This is a genomic window from Kitasatospora sp. NPDC048722, assembly GCF_040650235.1.
Taxonomy (GTDB): domain Bacteria; phylum Actinomycetota; class Actinomycetes; order Streptomycetales; family Streptomycetaceae; genus Kitasatospora.
In genome coordinates this window covers 1-22082 of sequence record NZ_JBEZGX010000070.1, presented here as the reverse complement: position 1 = coordinate 22082, position 22082 = coordinate 1, and the positions used below count along the sequence as shown (strand labels likewise).

General features: G+C 73.6%; 19 protein-coding genes and 2 tRNA genes. 19 read left to right on the top strand and 2 right to left on the bottom strand.

Features of this window, described 5'->3' with window-relative positions; all coding sequences use genetic code 11:
* Window positions 1-412 precede the first annotated feature (412 nt).
* The 6 genes from AB0C76_RS35205 (at window position 413) to obgE (ending at window position 9596) form a co-directional block, all read left to right on the top strand.
* Window positions 413-2341 carry a TIGR03960 family B12-binding radical SAM protein gene (locus AB0C76_RS35205; RefSeq protein ID WP_359973526.1) on the top strand — a complete coding sequence of 643 codons (1929 nt, stop codon included), beginning with the start codon at window positions 413-415 and terminating at the stop codon, window positions 2339-2341.
* A gap of 221 nt (window positions 2342-2562) precedes the next feature.
* Entirely contained in the window at window positions 2563-3363 is an 801-nt protein-coding gene (locus AB0C76_RS35200; protein ID WP_359973524.1) for a TIGR03936 family radical SAM-associated protein, read from the top strand.
* 398 nt (window positions 3364-3761) lie between these two features.
* The gene (locus AB0C76_RS35195; protein WP_359973522.1) at window positions 3762-7181 is read left to right on the top strand and encodes an Rne/Rng family ribonuclease; all 3420 of its coding nucleotides are present in this window, start codon (window positions 3762-3764) and stop codon (window positions 7179-7181) included.
* Window positions 7182-7410: 229 nt separating this feature from the next.
* Complete coding sequence (gene rplU, locus AB0C76_RS35190) at window positions 7411-7728, top strand: 50S ribosomal protein L21 (protein WP_030233759.1); 318 nt, start codon at window positions 7411-7413, stop codon at window positions 7726-7728.
* 14 nt (window positions 7729-7742) lie between these two features.
* The gene (gene rpmA / locus AB0C76_RS35185) at window positions 7743-8000 is read left to right on the top strand and encodes a 50S ribosomal protein L27 (protein ID WP_030058248.1); all 258 of its coding nucleotides are present in this window, start codon (window positions 7743-7745) and stop codon (window positions 7998-8000) included.
* 120 nt (window positions 8001-8120) lie between these two features.
* Entirely contained in the window at window positions 8121-9596 is a 1476-nt protein-coding gene (gene obgE, locus AB0C76_RS35180) for a GTPase ObgE (protein ID WP_359973520.1), read from the top strand.
* A gap of 76 nt (window positions 9597-9672) precedes the next feature.
* Here obgE and AB0C76_RS35175 read toward each other — a convergent pair whose 3' ends face one another.
* On the bottom strand, window positions 9673-10464 hold the full coding sequence (locus AB0C76_RS35175; protein ID WP_359973518.1) for a hypothetical protein: 792 nt from the start codon (window positions 10462-10464) through the stop codon (window positions 9673-9675).
* Window positions 10465-10788: 324 nt separating this feature from the next.
* Here AB0C76_RS35175 and proB point away from each other — a divergent pair, with 324 nt between their 5' ends.
* The 5 genes from proB to AB0C76_RS35150 all read left to right on the top strand — a co-directional run bounded on the left by proB (window position 10789) and on the right by AB0C76_RS35150 (window position 15855).
* The gene (gene proB, locus AB0C76_RS35170; protein WP_359973516.1) at window positions 10789-11925 is read left to right on the top strand and encodes a glutamate 5-kinase; all 1137 of its coding nucleotides are present in this window, start codon (window positions 10789-10791) and stop codon (window positions 11923-11925) included.
* Between the two features lie 152 nt (window positions 11926-12077).
* Window positions 12078-12602: a hypothetical protein gene (locus AB0C76_RS35165; RefSeq protein ID WP_359973514.1), complete on the top strand. Its 525-nt coding sequence runs from the start codon at window positions 12078-12080 to the stop codon at window positions 12600-12602.
* Window positions 12603-12660: 58 nt separating this feature from the next.
* On the top strand, window positions 12661-13983 hold the full coding sequence (locus tag AB0C76_RS35160; protein ID WP_359973512.1) for a glutamate-5-semialdehyde dehydrogenase: 1323 nt from the start codon (window positions 12661-12663) through the stop codon (window positions 13981-13983).
* 115 nt (window positions 13984-14098) lie between these two features.
* Window positions 14099-14692 (top strand): hypothetical protein, encoded by a 594-nt coding sequence (locus tag AB0C76_RS35155; protein WP_359973511.1) that lies wholly within the window; start codon window positions 14099-14101, stop codon window positions 14690-14692.
* 194 nt (window positions 14693-14886) lie between these two features.
* A complete protein-coding gene (locus tag AB0C76_RS35150; protein WP_359973509.1) occupies window positions 14887-15855 on the top strand; it encodes a hypothetical protein in 969 nt (322 codons plus the stop codon).
* A 99-nt stretch (window positions 15856-15954) separates the two neighbouring features.
* On the opposite strand, the gene AB0C76_RS35145 is transcribed toward AB0C76_RS35150, so the two are convergent.
* On the bottom strand, window positions 15955-17016 hold the full coding sequence (locus AB0C76_RS35145; RefSeq protein WP_359973507.1) for a M48 family metallopeptidase: 1062 nt from the start codon (window positions 17014-17016) through the stop codon (window positions 15955-15957).
* A 248-nt stretch (window positions 17017-17264) separates the two neighbouring features.
* Here AB0C76_RS35145 and AB0C76_RS35140 point away from each other — a divergent pair, with 248 nt between their 5' ends.
* The 8 genes from AB0C76_RS35140 (at window position 17265) to AB0C76_RS35105 (ending at window position 21956) form a co-directional block, all read left to right on the top strand.
* A complete protein-coding gene (locus tag AB0C76_RS35140) occupies window positions 17265-17411 on the top strand; it encodes a hypothetical protein (protein ID WP_359973505.1) in 147 nt (48 codons plus the stop codon).
* 165 nt (window positions 17412-17576) lie between these two features.
* Entirely contained in the window at window positions 17577-17732 is a 156-nt protein-coding gene (locus AB0C76_RS35135) for a hypothetical protein (RefSeq protein ID WP_359973503.1), read from the top strand.
* A gap of 137 nt (window positions 17733-17869) precedes the next feature.
* Window positions 17870-18502, top strand: coding sequence for a nicotinate-nucleotide adenylyltransferase (nadD, locus tag AB0C76_RS35130; RefSeq protein ID WP_359973501.1), 633 nt, complete (start codon window positions 17870-17872; stop codon window positions 18500-18502).
* A 14-nt stretch (window positions 18503-18516) separates the two neighbouring features.
* Window positions 18517-20340, top strand: coding sequence for a LytR C-terminal domain-containing protein (locus AB0C76_RS35125; protein ID WP_359973499.1), 1824 nt, complete (start codon window positions 18517-18519; stop codon window positions 20338-20340).
* Window positions 20341-20490: 150 nt separating this feature from the next.
* Window positions 20491-20949, top strand: coding sequence for a ribosome silencing factor (gene rsfS / locus AB0C76_RS35120; RefSeq protein WP_359973497.1), 459 nt, complete (start codon window positions 20491-20493; stop codon window positions 20947-20949).
* Window positions 20946-21593 (top strand): histidine phosphatase family protein, encoded by a 648-nt coding sequence (locus AB0C76_RS35115; protein ID WP_359973552.1) that lies wholly within the window; start codon window positions 20946-20948, stop codon window positions 21591-21593. The genes rsfS and AB0C76_RS35115 overlap by 4 nt, the downstream gene beginning before the upstream one ends.
* A 174-nt stretch (window positions 21594-21767) precedes the next feature.
* Window positions 21768-21840 (top strand) — tRNA-Ala (locus tag AB0C76_RS35110).
* A gap of 43 nt (window positions 21841-21883) precedes the next feature.
* A tRNA-Ala gene (locus AB0C76_RS35105) sits at window positions 21884-21956 on the top strand.
* Window positions 21957-22082 lie beyond the last annotated feature (126 nt).

Sequence of the window (22082 nt, the reverse complement as noted above, 5' to 3'; positions counted from 1 at the left end):
GCGCCGCCGGCCGCGGCCCGCGGGCCGGGGCGGTGTCGGTCGCCGGTGGGGAGTCGGCGGGGGGCCGAGCGTACGGCCCAACTCCCGGCGCGGGAAGGGGTGCAGGGGTGGGTGGCGGAGCCCTGCCAGTAGCGCACGGGCTCTCCGGGGGTGTCAACGGCGGACGGTCCGGCAGCGGCGGGCGCGCACCGTGCGTGCGGGGCGGGTGCGAACGGACCCGGCCGCGCCGGTGCGCGCCGCGGGCGGGGGCGCGTGCGGGGCGGGCGGCGCCGCGGGCGTTCCGGCGGGCGAAGGCCGCCGATCGGGCCCGCCGGGTCGTTCCCCGGATTGGGCTACCCTTGAGGGTCACCCCTCCCAGCCGTCGCCTGCCGGTGCGCGCGGCCCCGAATCACGTCGTAAGGGTTCCTAGTACATGACTGTCGAATCGGTCTTCCCACGCCTGGAGGCCCTCCTCCCGCACGTCCAGAAGCCGATCCAGTACGTCGGCGGCGAGCTCAACTCGACCGTCAAGGACTGGGACGCCTGCGACGTCCGCTGGGCGCTGATGTACCCCGACGCCTACGAGGTCGGCCTGCCCAACCAGGGCGTCATGATCCTCTACGAGGTGCTCAACGAGCGCGAGGGCGTGCTGGCCGAGCGCACCTACAGCGTCTGGCCGGACCTCGAGGCGCTGATGCGCGAGCACCGCGTGCCGCAGTTCACGGTGGACGCCCACCGGCCGGTGAAGGCCTTCGACGTGTTCGGCCTGTCGTTCTCCACCGAGCTCGGCTACACCAACATGCTGACCGCCCTCGACCTGGCCGGCATCCCGCTCGAGGCCAAGGACCGCACCGACGACGACCCGATCGTCCTGGCCGGCGGTCACGCGGCGTTCAACCCCGAGCCGATCGCGGACTTCCTGGACTGCGCGGTGGTCGGCGACGGCGAGCAGGCCGTGCTCGACATCACCGACATCATCCGGGCCTGGAAGGCCGAGGGCCGTCCGGGCGGGCGCGACGAGCTGCTGCTGCGCCTGGCGCGCACCGGCGGGGTGTACGTCCCCAAGTTCTACGACGTCGAGTACCTGGCCGACGGCCGGATCGGCCGCGTCGTGCCGAACGCCCCGGGCGTGCCGTGGCGGGTGTCCAAGCACACCGTCATGGACCTCGACGAGTGGCCCTACCCGAAGCAGCCGCTCGTCCCGCTCGCCGAGACCGTGCACGAGCGGATGTCCGTGGAGATCTTCCGCGGCTGCACCCGCGGCTGCCGCTTCTGCCAGGCCGGCATGATCACGCGCCCCGTGCGGGAGCGAAGCATCACCGGCATCGGCGAGATGGTCGAGCGCGGGCTCAAGGCGACCGGCTTCGAGGAGGTCGGCCTGCTGTCGCTGTCCAGCGCCGACCACACCGAGATCGGCGACATCGCCAAGGGCCTGGCCGACCGGTACACCGAGGACAAGATCGGCCTGTCGCTGCCGTCCACCCGCGTCGACGCCTTCAACATCGACCTCGCCAACGAGCTGTCCCGCAACGGGCGCCGCTCCGGCCTCACCTTCGCGCCCGAGGGCGGCAGCGAGCGCATGCGCAAGGTGATCAACAAGATGGTGTCGGAGGAGGACCTGATCCGCACCGTCGCCACCGCGTACGGCAACGGCTGGCGCCAGGTGAAGCTGTACTTCATGTGCGGCCTGCCGACCGAGACCGACGAGGACGTGCTCCAGATCGGCGAGATGGCGAAGAACGTCATCCAGAAGGGCCGCGAGGTCACCGGCCAGAACGACATCCGCTGCACCGTCTCCATCGGCGGGTTCGTGCCCAAGCCGCACACCCCGTTCCAGTGGGCCCCCCAGCTGTCCGCCGAGGCCACCGACGCCCGTCTGGCCAAGCTGCGCGACTCGATCCGCGGCGACCGCAAGTACGGCAAGAACATCGGCTACCGCTACCACGACGGCAAGCCGGGCATCATCGAGGGCCTGCTCTCGCGCGGCGACCGCCGGGTCGGCGGGATCATCCGCGCCGTCTACGAGGACGGGGGCCGCTTCGACGGCTGGCGCGAGCACTTCTCGTACGACCGCTGGATGGCCTGCGCCGAGAAGGCGCTGGCCGGCACCGGCGTCGACGTCGACTGGTACACCACCCGCGAGCGCACCTACGAGGAGGTGCTGCCCTGGGACCACCTGGACAGCGGCCTCGACAAGGACTGGCTGTGGGAGGACTGGCAGGACGCCCTGGAGGAGGTCGAGGTCGACGACTGCCGCTGGACGCCGTGCTTCGACTGCGGCGTGTGTCCCCAGATGGACACGCACATCCAGATCGGCCCCACCGGCAAGAAGATGCTGCCGCTGACGGTCGTCAACAAGTAGTCGCTCGGCACACCGACGACCCCCGGCCGGAGCGCTCCGGCCGGGGGTCGTCGGTGTGTGGCTGACCAGGGGCGGAGCGAGGGGCGCGGCGGGGCGCGTACCCTTTGAGGTGACAGAGTCCGGACAGTGGCGGGAACCCGCCGCGCCGGACGGGGACAACTGACTAAGGACTGAGCGACCTGGCACGCCGTACGCCCGACGGTCCGCCGCCCGCGCCGACGGTGCAGCGGATCCGTCTCCGCTACACCAAGCGCGGCCGGCTCCGCTTCACCAGCCACCGCGACTTCCAGCGCGCCTTCGAGCGCGCCCTGCGCCGCTCGGCCGTGCCGATGGCGTATTCGGCCGGCTTCACCCCGCACCCCAAGGTGTCCTACGCCAACGCCGCCCCGACCGGGGTGGCCAGCGAGGCGGAGTACCTGGAGATCGGCCTCGCCGCCGTCCGCGACCCGCAGGCGCTGCGCGCCCAGTTGGACGAGTCGCTGCCCGCCGGCCTGGACGTCATCGACGCGGTCGAGGTCCGGACGCCGAACTTCGTGGAGCGCCTGGAGGCCTCCGAGTGGCAGGTGCGGCTGGACGGCGTCGAGCCGCAGGAGGCGGCCCGCGCGGTCGAGGTGTTCCTCGCCGAGGAACGGGTCGAGGTGCAGCGCCAGACCAAGAACGGCGTGCGCGTCTTCGACGCGCGCGGCGCCGTGGCGGCGCTCGAAGTCCTCGCGCCGCAGGTCGACGGCGGTGCGGACACGGAGGCCGGAGCGGCCCACGATGTTCGGACGGGCCGTGCCTGTGCGATACTGCGCCTGGTAGTACGACACGCCACACCAGCCGTACGACCCGACGACGTGTTGTCCGGTCTCCGTGCGACGGCCGACCTGGCGCCGCCGGTCCCCGCAGAGGTGACCAGGCTGGCGCAGGGGCCGCTCGACGAGGAGGCCGGCACGGTGACCGACCCGCTGGCGCTCGACCGCGCCGCGGCCCCGGCCGGCTCAGATCCGGCCGCAGGGCTGCGCGCTACCGCGTCCGCCTAGCGGGCGGAGGCCGGGTCCAGTGCCTCACTGGACCCGAGGGTCCTCCGGGGTTCCCGCGGCTCCCCAGGGGAGCGAGCGTCGTCGCAGCACAGGCCGGCCCCTTGGGGCCCGCCGACCAGGACGGTCGGCGGGCCCGAGGACCCCTTCCGGGAGCCACCCGGGGTTGGGGGACGGCGCAGCTTGGGAAAACCACAGAAGACTGGTCAGACCAGAAGACTTTCGACACCCCGCCGAGCGTGGGGCGCCGAGCGAGACTACGAGCCCCTGTGCGGCCTCGCGTCCGCGCGGCGGCACCGTGAAAGGGTCCGGCCCGAGCACCGTGAGCGGTGCCGGCCGGCCGTAGGTGTCGTGCCGTGCCCGGATGCGGAGCCCGGGGGCCTGACGGGAGATCCACCCGCATGCTCGATAACACCGATCCGCAGCAGTCTGCGACGGAACCGAACGACACCGGTGCGACCGGTGGCGAGGGCGCGTCCGCCGCGCCGCCGCGCCGCCGTCGCCGCGCGGTGTCCCGCCCGGCGGGTGCTCCGCAGGGTGCGGCGGCCGAGGCCGCCGAGACCGTGATCCCGGCCGAGGTCCAGCCCGCCGCCGTCGCCGAGGCTCCGGCCGAGGAGGCCCCCGTGGCCGAGAAGCCGGTCCGGGCCCGCCGGACCCGCAAGCGCGCCGAGGCCCCCGCCGGGGCGCCCGCCGCCGAGGCCCCGGCCGCCGCCGAGGTCCAGCCCGCCGCCGTCGCCGAGCAGGCCCCGGTGGCCGAGCCGGTGGCCGAGAAGGCCGAGCAGCCCGCCGCGGAGGAGGCGCCCGCCGCGCCGGCCCGCCGCGCCCGCCGCCGTCGCGTGGTCGAGGCCGCGCCGGTCGTCGAGGCCCCGGTCGAGGAGCCCGTGGCCGAGGAGGAGCCGGCCGAAGAGGAGGCCGAGGTCGAGGCCGCCGCGCCCGCGCCGGTCGCCGAGCCCGCGCCGGTCGCCGAGCCCGCCCCGGCCGTCGCGGCCGAGCCGCCGCACCGGGTGCGCCGCCGCGCCGTGCGCCCGTCCACCGCGATCTTCCAGGCCCCGGTGTTCCAGGAGCCGGCCCCCTTCGTCGCCCCGGCGTCGACGCAGCAGCAGCCCGCCGCCGTCGAGACCCCGGCCGCCGCCGTGGAGGCCCCGGTGGCCGCCGAGCGCGAGGACGAGGACGAGTACGAGTACAGCGGCGTCGGCCGCCGCCGCCGGGTGCGCGCCCGGGTCGAGCCGGGCCGCTCGAAGGGCGCCGCCAAGGCCGCCCAGAGGGCCGCCGCCAAGGCCGCGCCCAAGGCCGCTCCGGTGGTCGTCGAGGCCCCGGTCGAGGCGCCCGCCGCCGTGGCCGAGGCCCCCGCCGCCGGTCCGGAGACCGAGGGTGAGTGGGAGGACGACGGCCGTCCGTCGCGCCGCCGCCGCCGGGGCGGCCGTCGCCGCCGCCGTGGCGAGGCCGAGGAGTTCGAGGCCGAGGTCCACGAGGCCGAGCAGCCCGCCGAGGAGCCGGCCGCCGCGGCCGTCGACGAGGAGGACGAGGACGACGACGACGACCTGGCCGCCGGCCTGTCCTCGTCGCGCCGTCGCCGCCGTCGCCGCCGCCGCAGCGGTGAGGCCGGTGCGGTCGAGGCCGCCGAGACCACCGAGGACGGCGTCCGCACGGTCGTGAAGGTGCGCGAGCCGCGCCGCCGCTCGACCGAGCCGTCCTTCGACCCCGACGAGGTCCAGTCCATCAAGGGCTCGACCCGTCTGGAGGCCAAGAAGCAGCGCCGCCGTGAGGGCCGCGAGCTGGGCCGCCGCCGGGTGCCGATCATCACCGAGGCCGAGTTCCTGGCCCGCCGCGAGTCGGTCGAGCGCGTCATGGTGGTGCGCCAGAACGGCCAGCGCACCCAGATCGGCGTCCTGGAGGACGGCGTGCTCGTCGAGCACTACGTCAACAAGGAGCAGGCCACCTCGTACGTCGGCAACGTCTACCTGGGCAAGGTCCAGAACGTGCTGCCGTCGATGGAGGCCGCGTTCGTCGACATCGGCAAGGGCCGCAACGCCGTGCTGTACGCCGGTGAGGTCAACTTCGGCTCGCTGGGCGGCCACGGCGGCCCGCGCCGGATCGAGTCGGTGCTGAAGTCCGGCCAGTCCGTGCTCGTGCAGGTCTCCAAGGACCCGATCGGTCACAAGGGCGCCCGCCTGACCAGCCAGATCTCGCTGCCCGGCCGCTACCTGGTCTACGTGCCCGAGGGCTCGATGACCGGCATCTCGCGCAAGCTCCCCGAGAACGAGCGCGCCCGCCTGAAGCAGATCCTCAAGAAGATCGTCCCGGACGACGCGGGCGTCATCGTGCGCACCGCCGCCGAGGGCGCCTCCGAGGACGAGCTGACCCGTGACGTCCAGCGCCTCCAGCAGCAGTGGGAGGAGATCCAGAAGAAGACCGCGACCGGCAACGCCCCCGCGCTGCTGTACGGCGAGCCGGACATGACCGTCCGGGTCGTGCGCGACATCTTCAACGAGGACTTCACCAAGGTCATCGTCTCCGGCGACGAGGCGTGGAAGACGATCCACGAGTACGTCTCCAGCGTGGCCCCGGACCTCGCCGAGCGGCTCCAGCGCTGGACCTCCGAGGTGGACGTGTTCGCCACCTACCGGATCGACGAGCAGCTGATGAAGGCGCTGGACCGCAAGGTCTGGCTGCCCAGCGGCGGTTCGCTGGTGATCGACCGCACCGAGGCGATGGTCGTCATCGACGTCAACACCGGGAAGTTCGTCGGCCAGGGCGGCAACCTGGAGGAGACGGTCACCCGGAACAACATCGAGGCGGCCGAGGAGATCGTGCGCCAGCTGCGGCTGCGCGACCTCGGCGGCATCATCGTGATCGACTTCATCGACATGGTGCTGGAGTCCAACCGGGACCTGGTGCTGCGCCGTCTGCTGGAGTGCCTGGGCCGGGACCGGACCAAGCACCAGGTGGCCGAGGTCACCTCGCTGGGCCTGGTCCAGATGACCCGCAAGCGGGTCGGCCAGGGTCTGCTGGAGTCCTTCTCCGAGGCCTGCGTGCACTGCAACGGCCGCGGTGTGATCGTCCACATGGAGCAGCCGAGCGCCCACACCCACGCCCCGGCGGCCGCGGCCGCCGAAGCGGGCCAGGGCGGCGGCAAGCGCCGTCGCCGGGGCAAGGGCGGTGCGGGCCACGAGGAGCCGCAGGCCGTCGAGGCCGTGTCGGTGACGGAGGAGACGGTCGTCGAGCTCGTCGAGGCCCCGGAGGGCCCGGCCGAGCCGGTGCGCGAGGAGATCGAGGGCCAGCTGGCCCTGGAGGTCCCGGGCGCCGAGGCGCCGGTGGCCGAGGCGGCCACGGAGGCCGTGGAGGCCCCCGCCGCGGAGCCGGCCCCGGTGGCCGCTCCGGCGGGCCGTCCGCGCCGCCGCGCGGTGCGCAAGGCGACGGCCCCGGCCGGTTCGCCGCAGGGCGCCGAGATCGTGGTGCTGCAGGCGAAGGCCGACGCGGCGCTGGAGGCGGCCCTGGAGGCCGCCGCCGTGGCCGCCGCGGCTCCCGCCGAGCCGGCCGCCGAGCCGGCCGTCGAGCCGGCCGTCGAGGAGGCTCCGGTGGAGGCCGCCGCCGAGGCTGCGGCCGAGGCCCCCGCGGAGGAGCCGGCCGCCGAGGCCGAGGCCGAGGAGGCGCCGGCGCCCAAGAAGCGGGCCGCGCGCAAGACCGCCGCGAAGAAGACCGCCGCCAAGAAGACGACGACGGCGGCCAAGAAGACCACCGCCCGCAAGACCGCGACCAAGCGGACGAGCGCGGCGGCCAAGAAGGCGGCGGCCGCCGAAGGTGATACGGCGGCCGAGTAGTGCCCACGCCCGGGGCGGGACCCTTCCCGCCCCGGGCCGTACGGGCCGGTTTGCCCCCCGGGCGGCCGGTCCGTATTCTTGACCATCGGCGTGTCTACGCCATTGCTCCCGAGCACATCACCTTCCCGGTACGTCCGCGCCAGCGCGGCGGGACGGGGAGAGGCTCCTGTGTCCGTACCCAGGTGGCTGGCGTCGGGGGTTCCGACCGAGTAAGGAAAGCAGGTACCGCATGTACGCGATCGTTCGCGCAGGCGGCCGCCAGCACAAGGTCGCCGTCGGCGACGTGCTGGAGATCGACCGTATCGAGGCCAAGCCGGGTGACTCGGTCGAGCTCTCGACCATCCTGGTCGTCGACGGTGACGCCGTCACCTCCGACCCGTGGGTCCTGGCCGGCGTGAAGGCTCACGCCGAGGTGGTCGACCAGACCAAGGGTGACAAGATCGTCATCCTGCGCTACAAGAACAAGACCGGCTACCGCCGTCGTCAGGGTCACCGTCAGAAGCACACCGCGGTGCGCATCACCAGCATCGACTCGGTCAGCAAGTAAGGGGATAGCGAGATATGGCACACAAGAAGGGCGCAAGCTCTACCCGCAACGGCCGTGACTCGAACGCCCAGCGCCTCGGCGTGAAGCGCTTCGGTGGCCAGGTCGTCTCCGCCGGCGAGATCCTCGTCCGCCAGCGCGGCACCCACTTCCACCCGGGTGCCGGTGTCGGCCGCGGTGGCGACGACACCCTGTTCGCGCTGACCGCCGGTGCGGTGCAGTTCGGCAACCGTCGCGGCCGCAAGGTCGTCAACATCGTGGCCGTCGAGGCCTGAGTCCCCGCGGACTCACGAGTCGCGCCAGACTCACACTGAAGGGTGGGCCGGAATGTTCCGGTCCACCCTTCGGCTTTACGCAGGTAGCAAGCAGACTCATCCGTACTGGAGGCACACCCCATGACCACCTTCGTGGACCGCGTCGAACTTCACGTCGCCGCGGGTAACGGAGGCCACGGCTGCGCCTCCGTTCACCGGGAGAAGTTCAAGCCGCTCGGCGGCCCCGACGGCGGCAACGGCGGTGAGGGCGGCAGCGTCATCCTCACCGTCGACGCGCAGATCACGACCCTCCTCGAATACCACCACTCGCCCAAGCGCAAGGCGACCAACGGCAAGCCCGGCGCGGGCGGCAACCGCACCGGCGCCGAGGGCCAGGACCTCGTCCTGCTGGTGCCGGACGGCACCGTCGTGCTCGACCGCCAGGGCAACGTGCTGGCCGACCTGGTCGGCCACGGCACCAGCTTCGTCGCCGCCCAGGGCGGCCGCGGCGGCCTCGGCAACGCGGCGCTGGCCTCGGCCCGCCGCAAGGCGCCCGGCTTCGCGCTGCTCGGCGAGCCCGGCGAGGCCCGTGACATCGTCATGGAGCTCAAGTCCGTCGCCGACGTCGCCCTGGTGGGCTACCCGAGCGCCGGCAAGTCCTCGCTGATCTCGGTGCTCTCCGCCGCCAAGCCGAAGATCGCGGACTACCCGTTCACCACGCTCGTCCCGAACCTCGGCGTGGTCACCGCGGGCGACACCGTCTACACCATCGCGGACGTGCCCGGCCTGATCCCCGGCGCCAGCCAGGGCCGCGGCCTCGGCCTGGAGTTCCTGCGCCACGTCGAGCGCTGCTCGGTGCTCGTGCACGTGCTGGACTGCGCCACCCTGGAGCCCGGCCGCGACCCGCTGAGCGACCTGGAGACCATCGAGGCGGAGCTCGCCCAGTACGGCGGCCTGGACGACCGTCCGCGCCTGGTCGCGCTCAACAAGGTGGACGTCCCGGACGGCCAGGACATCGCCGACCTCACCCGCGCCTCCCTGGAGGAGCGCGGCTTCCAGGTGTTCGAGGTCTCCGCCGCCTCCCGCAAGGGCCTGCGCGAGCTGAGCTTCGCGATGGCGAAGATCGTCGCCGAGGCGCGCGCCGCCAAGCCGGTCGAGGAGTCCACCCGGATCGTGCTGCGGCCGACGGCCGTCGACGACGAGGGCTTCACCATCACCGAGGAGGACGGCGCCTTCCGCATCCGCGGCACCAAGCCGGAGCGCTGGGTCCGCCAGACCGACTTCTCCAACGACGAGGCCGTCGGCTACCTCGCCGACCGGCTCGCCCGCCTCGGCGTCGAGGAGAAGCTGTGGAAGGTCGGGGCGCACGAGGGCGACACCGTCATCATCGGCCCGGACGAGAACGCCGTCGTCTTCGACTGGGAGCCGACCATGGCCGCCGGTGCCGAGATGCTCGGCCGCCGCGGTGAGGACCACCGCTTCGAGAGCCCGCGGCCGGCGGTCGACCGCCGTCGCGAGAAGAAGAAGGGCCGGGACGCCGCCGAGCAGGAGTTCCTGGACTTCGAGGCGCTGTCGAGCGGCCGGCAGGCCGCCATCGAGGGCGACGACGAGGACTGATCCCGCGCAGCCGAACGGCCCCGCCACCCTTTCGGGGGAGGCGGGGCCGTTCGCGTCGTTCAGGCGTGACGGGACGTCACTTCGTCCAGGCGGCCTGGACCTTGGTGATGTCGGTCGAGTCGCCGAAGCCGACCATCACCGGGGTGCCGCCGGCCGGGAAGCTGACGATGTCGCAGCCCTTGAACGCGACGCCCTTGGTGGCGCCCGAGAAGCTCGGGGTGGTGCACTTGGCGATCGGGGTCGAGCCGACCGGGTTGGCGAACGACGCGGTGTTGCCGCTCGCGTCGTAGACCTTGAGCTTGGAGTCCGGGGCGCTGAAGGTCAGCTTGGTGTCCCCGAGGTTCGTCATGGTCCAGCTCACGTAGTACAGCGCGCGGCCGTCCAGGCCGGCCGTGTTGGCCTTGGCGTCCTGGAAGTCCTTGAGCGAGCCAGGGGTTATGCCGGTCACGGTGAGCTGCAGCTTGGCGGCGGTGTTCGAGGTCTTGTCGTTGAAGTCGACCGCGGCCGGCTGGCCGAACTTCACCGAGGTGCCGGCCTGCGGGAGGCTGCCGCCGGCGGCCCCGCCGGTCGCGGCTCCGCCCGTCGCGCCCGCCGTCCCGGCGCCACCGGCCGCCGCGCCTCCCGTGGCGGCACCGCCGCCCGCGGCCGCTCCGCCCGCGGCCGCGCCGGTCGGGGCCGCGGAACCGCCGGTAGCGGCGCCGCCCGTGGCCGCGCCGCCGGTGGCCGCGCCGGTCGGTGCGGAGGTCGAGCCGGTGGCGCCGCCCGTGGCGGCGCTGGTGTCCGAGTTGTCCGGGCCGCAGGCGGCCAGCGACAGGGCGGTGGCCGCAGCGAGCGCGGCGACGGTCAGCTTCGTGGTGTACGAACGCATGGTGCGCTAACTCCTGGGCGCGCGACCGCGAACCGTTGCCGGCATGCCCAGTGCGGTGCCGCCCGATGGCATTGAGGGTCGAAGACGAGTGGGTCCAGCGGGCAAGAAGCCGTCCCCCGATCTGGCTTTCGGTCAGGGACCATACCAGCCATCCGGATTGGCGGCCCGGCTGTGGCGAGGCCGTGACAGGGCCGGGTCCAGCCGGTGAAACACCCTGCGGCCGACCTGCACGGATCGCGTAGATTTCGGGGGTGACCGCCGGGCCCGGCGACCCGGTCCACGGCATGGCCGCACCCGCAACACACCGGAAGGGCGTACAGCGAGATGAGTGAGGACTCACTGCGGGAGGAGGTGCTGACCGCACGGCGCATCGTCGTCAAGGTCGGTTCCTCCTCACTCACCACGGCGGCCGGCGGCCTGGACGCCGACCGCGTCGACGCCCTCGTGGACGCGCTCGCCAAGGTGCGCGCCCGCGCGGACGCGCCCGAGGTCGTCCTGGTCTCCTCCGGCGCCATCGCCGCCGGCCTCGCCCCGCTCGGCCTGGAGAAGCGGCCCAAGGACCTGGCCCGCCAGCAGGCCGCCGCGAGCGTCGGGCAGGGCCTGCTCGTCGCCCGGTACACCGCCTCCTTCGCCCGCTACGGCATCCGGGTCGGCCAGGTGCTGCTCACCGCCGAGGACGCCAGCCGGCGCGCCCACTACCGCAACGCCTACCGCACGCTCGACCAGTTGCTGGCGATGGGCGCGATGCCCGTCGTCAACGAGAACGACACCGTCGCCACCGCCGAAATCAAGTTCGGTGACAACGACCGGCTGGCCGCCCTGGTCGCCCACCTCGTGCGGGCCGACCTGCTGGTGCTGCTCTCCGACGTGGACGGCCTCTACGACGGGGACCCGGCCCGCCCCGGCACGAGCCGGATCGCCGAGGTGCGCGGCCCGCACGACCTCGACGGCATCCAGATCGGCAGCGCGGGCAAGGCCGGCGTCGGCACCGGCGGCATGGTCACCAAGGTCGAGGCGGCCCGGATCGCCACCGGCGCCGGCATCCCGGTGGTGCTCACCGCGGCCAGTCACGCCGCCGACGCGCTGGCCGGCCGGCCCACCGGCACCCTGTTCCTGCGCACCGGCAGCCGCACCTCCGACCGGATGCTCTGGCTCGCCCACGCGAGCAGCCCGCGCGGCGCCCTGCACCTCGACGCGGGGGCCGTCGAGGCGGTCGTCTCCGGGGGCGCGTCGCTGCTGCCGGCCGGGGTGGTGAAGGTCGACGGCGAGTTCGCCGCGGGTGATCCGGTGGACCTGATTGCCGAAAACGGCCACATCGTGGCGCGCGGGCTGGTCAACTTTGATGCGAGGGAGTTGCCCCGCCTGCTCGGCCGGTCCACCCGTGACCTGGCCCAGGAGCTCGGCGCCGCGTACGAGCGGGAGGTCGTCCACCGTGACGACCTGGTCGTCCTGCGCGGCTGACCGGCCGGCGCGGGGCGGGCGCCGGCCGGGGGCCGCTCCGTACGGGGAGGGGCCCGCCCGCCGGGCGAGGAGGGGCGCAGCCGTGCGCGCCGGCCGAACGCCGGCGGGACGGGTGGGGGGACGACAGGACATCGCCGAACAGGAGGCCGCCGGTGGAACGCAGGCGCGAGGCAGCGCTGACCGGAGAAACGGCGGGCCGGCGGCTGACCAGCATCGACGGCGGACGCGGGGACGGTCCCGCCGAGCCGTCCGGTCCGCCGCCGCAGGGGCCCGGCGGGGTGCGCAGGCTGCGGCCGGACCACCGGGACGCGGGGGAGCCGCCGACCGTGCCCGAGCAGGCGCGGCTGTGGCACGTGGTGCTGAGCGTGGCCGGCCAGGTCACGCCGCTGTCCTCGCTGCGTACCTCGCTGGAGCGGCTCGCGCACGACCACTCGTTCTTCCTGACCGCCCGGTACGCCGCGGACCACGCGGAGATCCGCTACTGGGAGCAGGCGCGGGACCTGCACGACGCCGCGGCGATCGCGCTGCGGCTGTGGGGCGAGCACAAGGTGACCGCGAACCTGCCGCCGTGGGAGATCGTCGGCCTGGAGGTGGTCGACCGGGCGACCTACCACAAGCGGGTGGCGGAGGGCTTCGGAGACCCGCCGCCGCACCTGGGCGGCGTGCACCCGTACTGACCGTTCGGATGGCGAAACGGGGGCCCGGCGGGCGCGGCGCAGTCGCTACCCTTGGCGCATGACCAGCGACCTCGCCCCCGCCGACAGTCCCGTCCTCGCCGTAGCGCGCCGTGCCCGGGAGGCCGCCGCCGCGCTCGCCCCGCTGCCGCGCGGCGCGAAGGACGCCGCGCTGCTGGCGATCGCGGACGCCCTGGTCGCCCGTGCCGCCGAGGTCGTCGAGGCCAACGCCGAGGACGTGGCCCGGGCCCGCGAGGCCGGGACGGCCGAGTCCGTGATCGACCGGCTGACGCTGACCGACGAGCGGATCGCGGCGATCGCCGCCGACGTGCGCAGCGTGGCCGGCCTGCCCGACCCCGTCGGCGAGGTCGTGCGCGGCTACACGCTGCCCAACGGTCTGGACGTGCGCCAGGTGCGGGTGCCGCTCGGCGTGGTCGGCATCATCTACGAGGCCCGGCCGAACGTCACCGTCGACGCCGCCGCGCTCTGCCTGAAGTCGGGCAACGCGGTGCTGCTGCGCGGCTCGGCCTCCGCCTACCGCTCCAACACCGCGCTGGTGGCCGTCCTGCGGGACGCCGTCGCCGCGGCCGGGCTCCCCGCCGACGTGATCCAGCTCGTCCCGGGCGAGAGCCGCGACTCCGTCCAGGAGCTGATGCGCGCCCGCGGCCTCGTGGACGTGCTCATCCCGCGCGGTGGCGCCTCGCTGATCCGTGCCGTCGTCGAGGGTTCGACCGTGCCCGTGATCGAGACCGGCACCGGCAACTGCCACGTCTACGTGGACGCGCAGACGGACCTGGCGATGGCCGTCGGCATCCTGTTGAACTCCAAGGCGCAGCGGGTCAGCGTCTGCAACGCGGCCGAGACGCTGCTGGTGCACCAGGACGTCGCGGACGCCTTCCTGCCGCTCGCCCTCGCCGCCCTGGCCGGTGCCGGGGTGACGGTGCACGGCGACGACGCGGTGCTCAAGGCCGCCGAGGGCACCGGGGCCGCCGTCGTGCCGGCCACCGACGAGGACTGGGGCGCCGAGTACCTGTCGTACGACATCGCCGCCGCCGTGGTGCCCTCGCTGGACGCCGCCGTCGAGCACATCCGCCGCTGGTCCTCCGGGCACACCGAGGCGATCGTGACGACTTCGCAGGCCGCCGCCCGGCGCTTCACCCGGCTGGTCGACTCGACCACCGTCGCCGTCAACGCCTCGACCCGCTTCACCGACGGCGGTGAGTTCGGCTTCGGCGCGGAGATCGGGATCTCCACGCAGAAGCTGCACGCCCGCGGTCCGATGGGCCTGCCGGAGCTGACCAGCACCAAGTACATCGTCACGGGGGACGGGCACGTCCGCGGCGAGGCCGCGCAGACGGTGGGCGGGGACGCGGACGCGCTCTGAGCGTGGGCGGCGGCCGGGGCCCCGGGGCGGGTGGGCCGGGGTCCGCGTCACACGTGTGACGGACCAACTGACAGGAGCCACAGACAAATCGTCCGCCCGGTAATACGCTGAATCCGTGGCTGAGGATGTGGGGGGCTTGCCGTACCCCGACGGCTCCGACCACGGTGGTGCGGACGACGAGTTCGCCACCGTGGTCTTCGACGAGGCCTTCGTCCGGTCCGCCGCCGTGCACGAGCCGACGGCCAAGGAGCGGCAGCTGGCCGCTGCCGAGGCCAGGCTCGAGCCGGACACCGCGGGGCCGGGCTGGGGCTATGACGTCCCGGCCGGGGACGGGGTGCCGCTGGAGCTGCGCCCGTACCCGAGCCGGCTCGACGATGACCACCTCTACCCTGATCCGTGGTCAGGGCCGGGCCGGGTGGTGGGCCGTTCGGGCCGTCGCCGGGGCAGGCGGGACGGCGTTGCGGTGCGGGGGCGCGGGCGTTGCGTCGCCCAGCAGCGCTGGCACCGGCCGGTCGCGTGGGTGCTCGCGGTGATCATGGGCGTGAGCCTGGTGGCGGTCGCCGTCGCGGCGATCTACCAGGGCGTGGGCGGTGCCTCCGGCGCGCCCCCGCGGCCGGAGTCCGGGAGCAGCAGCGCCGGGGTCGACCCGACGCCCGCGCCCGCACCGCCCGCCGAGCCGTCCCTGGCGGTCACCGCGCCCGCCGGCTGATCCCGCGGGGTCGTGCGCCCGGGGCGGGTGGTCACGCAGCGTTCCCGGGAATCTGCGTGCGCACCCTCGTGGCGGGGCGGGGGTGCGCCTACCCTGGTGGTGTGGGTGACCCGCGAGAGCCTCCGGAGGGTACGCCCGACGGTGGGTCCGGAAACGAGGACGAGTATCGGTCCGTCGTCTTCGACGAATCGTTCGTGCGGGCTGCCCGGATCCAGGAGCTGTCCGCGCGGGAGCGGCTGGCCGGATCCTTCGGCCGGGCCACCCGGCCCAAGGTGCGGCTCGGCCCGTTCGGCACGGTGCCCCGCCAGGCGCTCGCGCTGCTGCTGCTCATCCTGCTGGCCTTCGCGGCCGCCGTGTACTTCGGGGTCAGCTCGCCGAAGGGCACGGCCGCACGCCCCGAGGGCAGCCAACTGACCGTCAGCCTGGTCGCGTTGAGCCCGGCCTCGGCGGTGCGGCCGGTCGCCGACCCGGCGAACCCGTTCGCCGCGCTGCCGACGGGGTACGAGGACGGGACGATGGGGCTGAACACCCCGGCCGGGACGTCCACCGAGCACTTCAGCCGGGTCGAGGTGACCAAGGCGCTCGACACCGTGCAGCGCTACCTGGTCGCCTCCTCGCTGGCGCCGGCCGCCCTCGTCAAGGGCGCCACCGGCGACGTGCGGGCCTTCGTGACGCCCGGCGAGCAGACCCAGTTCGACGCGAGCGTGGCACAGCCCGTCGACGACCGGCACCACGCGGTGACCGGCTGGCTGGTCCGCTTCGACCCGGCGCAGGTGGCCCTGGCGACCGACACCGTGAAGGTGGTCGGCGCGATGCGGGTCGACGAGGCGGACAGCGGCACGCTGCAGGTCACCACCGACCACACCTTCGTCTACGCGCTCAGGCCGGCCGGCGCCCCCGCCGGCGCCCCGGTCACGCTGGAGACCGTGCGGCGGGAGCTGACCTTCCAGTTCGACCGGATCGACCTCGGCGCGGCGCAGCTGCGGCTGGTCGACGCGGTGGTCCAGGCCGGGCCGGAACCGTGCACGACGTCGATGGCGGGCTTCTTGCAGCCGGTGCTCGCGACCCCGCAGGGTGTCCAGGTGCCGGGTCCGGCGGCGGTCGACCCGGGCAACCACGCGCACCCGGCGTGGCAGGTGTGCGGGGTGCTGGCCGGGAGCTGACTCCCGGTGCCCGGAGCCGGGGCCCGGGAGCCGGGGTCCGCGACGGCCGACGGCCGGTGGCCCCGGGCGGGGCTCACCGGCCGTCGGCGGCGGTCGCGGTTACGCCCCCTCGCCGTCCTTGGGCGCGGACCCGGTGCGCGCGCCGGCGCCCGTGAAGGTGTCGCGGAGCTTGCCGCCCACGGTCGCGGCGCCGCCGGCGACGTCCCTTATCAGGCCCATCAGCGGGTCCTTGCTCTCCTTGACGGAGGTCGTGTAGTGGTCGGCGGCGGCCTTCCACTGCTCGGTGACCGAGGTGTCCGGGTCGTCGCTGCGGCGCGGGTAGGCGCCGGCCAGGATCGAGCGGTACTCGTCGCTCTCGGCCCACTTCTTCAGCGCGGCGACCCGGACCACGGCGAACGGGTGGCTCTGCGGCAGCACCTGGAGCAGCTTGAGCACGCCGTCGCGCAGGTCGCCGGCCTTCTCGTACTCCTCGGCCTGCTCCAGGAAGGCGTCCACGTTCATCTCGGCCAGGTTGTGCCCGCCGGCCAGCTTCATCAGGGCCCGCATGGACGCCTGGAGGTCCTGCCCGGCCAGCAGTCCGGCCCGGTCGCTGGACAGCTCGGCCTTGCGGAACCACTCCTTGAGCGCGGTGACGATGGCCATGATCGCCAGGTTGCCGAGCGGCACCCAGGCGATCCGGGTGGCGATGTTGGTGAGGATGAGCAGCATCGTCCGGTAGACGGCGTGGCCGGACATCGCGTGGCCGACCTCGTGGCCGATGACCGAGCGCAGCTCCTCCTCGTCCAGCAGCTCGACGAGCCCGCTGGTGATCACGATGATCGGGGTGTCGATGCCGATGGTGTAGGCGTTGACCACCGGGTCCTGGGTGACGTAGAGGTCGGGGACCTTCTCCAGGTCGAGCACGTAGGCGGCGTCGCGCACCATGTCGTGCAGCTCGGGGAACTGCCGCTCGGAGGTCTTCACGGCGGTGGCCAGGAACATCAGCCGGATCGCCCGCTCCGACACCAGGCCGGCGAGCTTCTTGAGGACGTCGTCGAAGCCGGTCAGCCGGCGCAGCGCGACCAGGGCGGAACGGTCCGCCGGGTGCTCCCAGGCCCGGGTGGAGATATCGGGGAAGCGCTGGCGGCGTCGGCTCGGGGCCTTCGCGGTCGTGTCGGTCATGGTCTGAGCACCCTCCTGGTCGACGGCGGCCCCGGCCGGTGGCCGGCCCCCGCTGGTCTTCGTCTGCAACGACTGCTTGTGCAACGTCCGCGGTTGCGTACTCGTCCCCGCCCGGAGCCCTCGCGGGGTCCGGCCGCGCCGGAGGGGTCGGTGGCGGGCCCGGGTGTGAGGCCGGTTTACCCTGAGGGCCCTGGAGAACCGAGACCGGACCCGGCCGCGGTAACCGAGCAGTCCGAGGAGCACCGCAGATGTCCACCGACGCCCTTGTCAGCCTGGCCGCACCGATCTCGGACGAGGCCGGCCCGGGCCTGTTCCTGCGGATCATCATCATCGCGTCGTTCGTCGGGGTCGGCCTGCTGGTCTGGATCATGGCCCGCGCCTTCCGCGGCAACTAGGGCGGACGGGTCCGGGGCGTGGTGACACCGTTCGCTCACGCCCGGTCAGCGGCAGTGGGCCGCCGAGCGGTTGCCCCGTCACCCCCCGTACGATGACGGGTGGGCCCTGACCGGCCCGCCAGCACCCCCAGGTCCGTCCTCCGAGCCGAGAAGGTCCAGCCGACCATGAACACCGCCGCCGCACTGCCCGTCCTGAACCTGCTCGCCGACGGCGAGGGGGGCAACCACGACAGCCTCAACCCGTACCTCACGGGTGGCGCCGCACTGTTCGTCCTGCTGCTCCTGCTCTTCGTGACCACCCGCTTCAACCGGGACCGCTGAGCCGGGCCCATGGGCCGCTCGGGGAGCGTCCGGCACACCCGCCGGCCGCTCCCTCACGCACGTCCGGGCCGGACGTGCGGCCTGCTCCCACACGGGTGTTCCCGCACCGCAACGGGCGTCGCGTAAGGTGTCTCGCCATGGGAGAGCAGGCCGGGATTCCCGGCGGACCGGAACCGGTGAAGAAGCGCCTCGGCGTGATGGGCGGCACCTTCGACCCGATCCACCACGGCCACCTGGTCGCCGCCAGCGAGGTGGCGAGCGCGTTCCACCTGGACGAGGTGATCTTCGTGCCGACCGGGCAGCCGTGGCAGAAGAGCGACCGCCACGTCACCCCGGCCGAGGACCGCTACCTGATGACGGTCATCGCCACCGCCGAGAACCCGCAGTTCTCGGTCAGCCGGATCGACATCGACCGCGAGGGTCCGACGTACACCGTCGACACCCTGCGCGACCTGCACGCGCTGCACCCCGACGCCGACCTCTTCTTCATCACCGGCGCCGACGCGCTCGCCCAGATCCTGTCCTGGCGCGACTCCGACGAACTCTTCTCGCTCGCCCACTTCATCGGGTGCACCCGGCCGGGGCACACTCTGTCCGACGCCGGACTCCCGGTGGGCGGGGTCTCCCTGGTGGAGGTCCCCGCGCTGGCCATCTCCTCCACGGACTGCCGCAACCGGGTCGCCAAGGGCGAGCCGGTCTGGTACCTCGTGCCGGACGGCGTGGTCCGCTACATCGACAAGCGGGCGCTGTACGCGCCGCACGGGACCTGACCAGGAGCGTATGCGTGACTGATCGCAGCGGCGGCGACGCGGGGCAGCGCCCGGAGGACTGGTCGACCGGACAGTACCCGCAGTACCAGCCGTACGGGCAGCAGCCGGCGCAGCAGTACGACCAGTACGGGCAGCCCGTGCCGGCGGCGCCCGCGTACGGCCAGGACCCGTACGGCGGCTACCAGGGGCAGTACCAGCAGCAGCCGTACCAGGCCTACCAGCAGCAGGGGCAGGCCCCGCAGCAGTACGAGCCGTACGAGTCCTACGGGCAGCAGCCGGCGCAGCAGTACGACCAGTACGGGCAGCCCGTGCAGGCGTACCAGCAGGGCGGCTACGGGTACCAGGAGCCGCAGCCGTACACCTACGACGGCTACCAGCAGCAGGCGTACCCGGCGGCCGAGCCGCAGGCCGGGCACGCGGCGCCGGCCCCCGCCGCGCCGGAGCCCGTCGCCCCGGCGCCGGCCGCCGCGCCCGTGCCGCCGCGCCCGCGCACGCCCGGGCCCGCCGGAACGGCGCCGGCCAAGCCCGCGCAGCCGTCCGAGATGGTCGGCGGCAGCCGCACCCCCAAGGGCGCCAAGGAGCCCAAGGACTCGTACACCACCGGTGAGTTCACCTTCGTCGACGAGGAGGCGGAGGAGACCGAGGACGTCATCGACTGGCTGAAGTTCGCCGAGTCCCGCAGCGAGGTGCGCGCCGAGCGCCGCCGGCGGCTGCGCAACCGGCTGATCGGCCTCGGCGTCGCCGTCGCGCTCGCCGCGGGCGGCGTCGGCGGCTACCTGTTCTTCACCGGCGACAAGCAGACCGCGGCCAAGGCGGTCGGCAAGCGCCAGGTCAACGTCGTGCACCTGCGCGACCTGCAGGGCAAGGTCTCCAGCGCGCTGCTCGTCAACGACGCCGCCGGGGGCAAGGGCACCGTGCTGCTGCTCCCCGACACCCTGCGGCTGCCCGGCCCGGGCGACCCGGCCGTCGCCCCCGTCAGCCAGGCGCTGGACCCCTCGATGGGCGCCGCCGCCACCCGTGACGGTCTGTCCACGGTGCTCGGCGCCCCCGTCGCCGGCACCTGGCGGCTGGACACCCCCTACCTGGAACTGCTGGTCAACCAGCTCGGCGGCGTCCGGGTGGACACCAACGCCGAGACCCACGACGGCGGCAAGCCGGACGGCGCCCTGCTCAGCGCGGCCGGCAAGAACACCCTGCTCAACGGCAAGGCCGCGGTCGCCTACGCGACCCTGCAGGCGGCGGGGGAGAACCGCGACGCCCAGCTCGCCCGGTTCGGGCAGGTCATGGACGCCGTCGTGCGCACCATGCCCACCGACTTCAACGAAGCCAAGGACGACGTGCACCGGATGAACGCGGTGCTCGACCCGTCGCTGCCCGAGGACGCCCTCGCCGGGGTGCTCGCCCAGCTCGCCCAGCAGGCCAAGGACGGCCACTTCGGGACCACCACGCTGACCGTCAAGCCGGACGGCTCGCTGGACGAGGCCACCGCGGGCAAGCAGGTCAAGGACGTGCTCGGCGGCACCGTGAAGTCGGCCGTCGCGGGCGACGCCCCGGCGCGCGTGTCGGTCCAGGACGCCTCCGGCAACGACCAGGCGGCCGCCTCCGCGCAGGTCCAGATCGTGAACGCGGGCCTGACCTTCATCCCCGGCGGCGCCAAGGGCGCGCCGCAGGCGACCAGTGAGATCCGCTACACCGACGACGCCCGGCAGGCCGCCGCGAAGTCCCTGGCGACCAGCCTCGGACTGCCGGACACGGCGGTGAAGAAGGTCGGTGACGCCCAGAACGCGGACCTGGTCGTCGTTCTCGGCAAGGACTACCAGCCGCCGAAGAACCAGTAGCCGACGCCCGGCGGTGGTGGGGGCGGGGCCGCCCCGCCCCCCACCACCGAAAAAAAGCGGTTCCGGGGCGGCCCGGACGGCGTGAGATCCTGGAAGGCGGTCCCGGCGGTGCGTCGGGGCAGCCCCAAGCCGCCGAGCCGGAAGTACACCGTGACCGTCACCGACCACAGCCAGCAGCTCATCACCGTCGCCGCCCAGGCGGCGGCCGACAAGCTGGCGCACAACATCATCGCGTTCGACGTCAGCGAGGTGCTGTCGATCACCGACGCCTTCCTGATCGCGTCCGCGAACAACGACCGCCAGGTCCGCTCCATCGCCGAGGAGATCGAGGACCAGCTGCGCGAGCAGCTGGACATCAAGCCGGTGCGCCGCGAGGGCGAGCGCGAGGGCCGCTGGATCCTGCTCGACTACCTGGACATCGTCGTGCACGTCCAGCACTCCGAGGAGCGCTCCTTCTACTCGCTGGACCGGCTCTGGAAGGACTGCCCCGAGCTGCCGCTGCCCGAGGACGCCCTCGCCTCGCGCAACCGTCCGGACGCCCACACCGACGAGGCCGGCAACGCCGTCGCCCCGGCCGACGACTTCGGCAAGCCCGAGGAGCAGTTCTGAGCCCGGACGCGCGGGGCCCGCGCATCGTCTTCTGGCGCCACGGCCAGACCTCCTGGAACCTCGAATCGCGGTTCCAGGGCACGACCGACATCGAGCTGACCGGCCACGGCGTGCTGCAGGCGCAGCGCGCCGCCCGGCTGCTCTCGGGCCTCCGCCCCGACCTGCTGATCTCCTCCGACCTCAAGCGGGCCAGGCGCACCGCCGACGAGCTCGCCAGGATCACCGGGCTCGACGTGCAGCACCACGAGGGCCTGCGGGAGACGTACGCGGGCTCCTGGCAGGGTCTGACCAACGCCGAGATCCGGGCCCGCTACCCCGAGGAGTACGCGGCCTGGGCGGCCGGCGAGCCGGTGCGGCGCGGCGGCGGCGAGCTGTCCAGCGAGGTCGCGGACCGCTCGGTGCCCGTGGTGCTGGAGGCGGTCGACAAGCTGCCGGAGAGCGGCACGCTGGTCGTGGTCAGCCACGGCGGGACGATCCGCACCATGCTCGGACGCCTGCTCGGCCTGGAGCCGCGGCTCTGGGAGTGCTTCGGCGGACTGTCCAACTGCTGCTGGTCGGTGCTGGGCCGGGGCGCGCGCGGCTGGCGCCTGCTGGAGCACAACGCGGGCACGCTCCCGCAGCCGGTCATCGGCGACGACACCTGAGTGTCGGCGGGCGGGGTGCGGAGCGGGAGCGCGGGGCCCCGGCGGGGCCCGCAGGGGGCTCGCAGGGGGCTCACAGGGGCGGATTTCGCAGTTCCGGGCCTGACCAGCTAGAGTCTTCCTCGTTCGCAGGGAAGGAACGCGGCCCGGAAGGGAAGCGGGAGATCCGGTGAGTGCGGGGCTATAGCTCAGTTGGTAGAGCGCTTGCATGGCATGCAAGAGGTCTGGGGTTCAATTCCCCATAGCTCCACTCCGCACCAGTGGTCCGGCCTGGCCGGTACCGCACGTGTCGCGGGGCTATAGCTCAGTTGGTAGAGCGCTTGCATGGCATGCAAGAGGTCTGGGGTTCAATTCCCCATAGCTCCACAGTCGCCGAGAGGCCGCCACCCACCGGGTGCCGATCTGGTGGCTCGGCTGCTGCTGTACTGGGATGTCCGCCAATTCGCTGTTCGAGCATCACCCGTGCACGGCGGGATCACCGTGTGCGGTCGA

What these genes read in the sequence shown, in the direction of transcription:
- AB0C76_RS35160 (WP_359973512.1), top strand. Translation starts at nt 12,661, where the DNA reads ATGACCAGCGACCTCGCCCCCGCCGACAGTCCCGTCCTCGCCGTAGCG.
- proB (WP_359973516.1), top strand. Translation starts at nt 10,789, where the DNA reads ATGAGTGAGGACTCACTGCGGGAGGAGGTGCTGACCGCACGGCGCATC.
- rplU (WP_030233759.1), top strand. Translation starts at nt 7,411, where the DNA reads ATGTACGCGATCGTTCGCGCAGGCGGCCGCCAGCACAAGGTCGCCGTC.
- obgE (WP_359973520.1), top strand. Translation starts at nt 8,121, where the DNA reads ATGACCACCTTCGTGGACCGCGTCGAACTTCACGTCGCCGCGGGTAAC.
- AB0C76_RS35140 (WP_359973505.1), top strand. Translation starts at nt 17,265, where the DNA reads ATGTCCACCGACGCCCTTGTCAGCCTGGCCGCACCGATCTCGGACGAG.
- AB0C76_RS35145 (WP_359973507.1), bottom strand. Translation starts at nt 17,016, where the DNA reads ATGACCGACACGACCGCGAAGGCCCCGAGCCGACGCCGCCAGCGCTTC.
- rpmA (WP_030058248.1), top strand. Translation starts at nt 7,743, where the DNA reads ATGGCACACAAGAAGGGCGCAAGCTCTACCCGCAACGGCCGTGACTCG.
- nadD (WP_359973501.1), top strand. Translation starts at nt 17,870, where the DNA reads ATGGGAGAGCAGGCCGGGATTCCCGGCGGACCGGAACCGGTGAAGAAG.
- AB0C76_RS35175 (WP_359973518.1), bottom strand. Translation starts at nt 10,464, where the DNA reads ATGCGTTCGTACACCACGAAGCTGACCGTCGCCGCGCTCGCTGCGGCC.
- AB0C76_RS35195 (WP_359973522.1), top strand. Translation starts at nt 3,762, where the DNA reads ATGCTCGATAACACCGATCCGCAGCAGTCTGCGACGGAACCGAACGAC.
- AB0C76_RS35135 (WP_359973503.1), top strand. Translation starts at nt 17,577, where the DNA reads ATGAACACCGCCGCCGCACTGCCCGTCCTGAACCTGCTCGCCGACGGC.
- AB0C76_RS35205 (WP_359973526.1), top strand. Translation starts at nt 413, where the DNA reads ATGACTGTCGAATCGGTCTTCCCACGCCTGGAGGCCCTCCTCCCGCAC.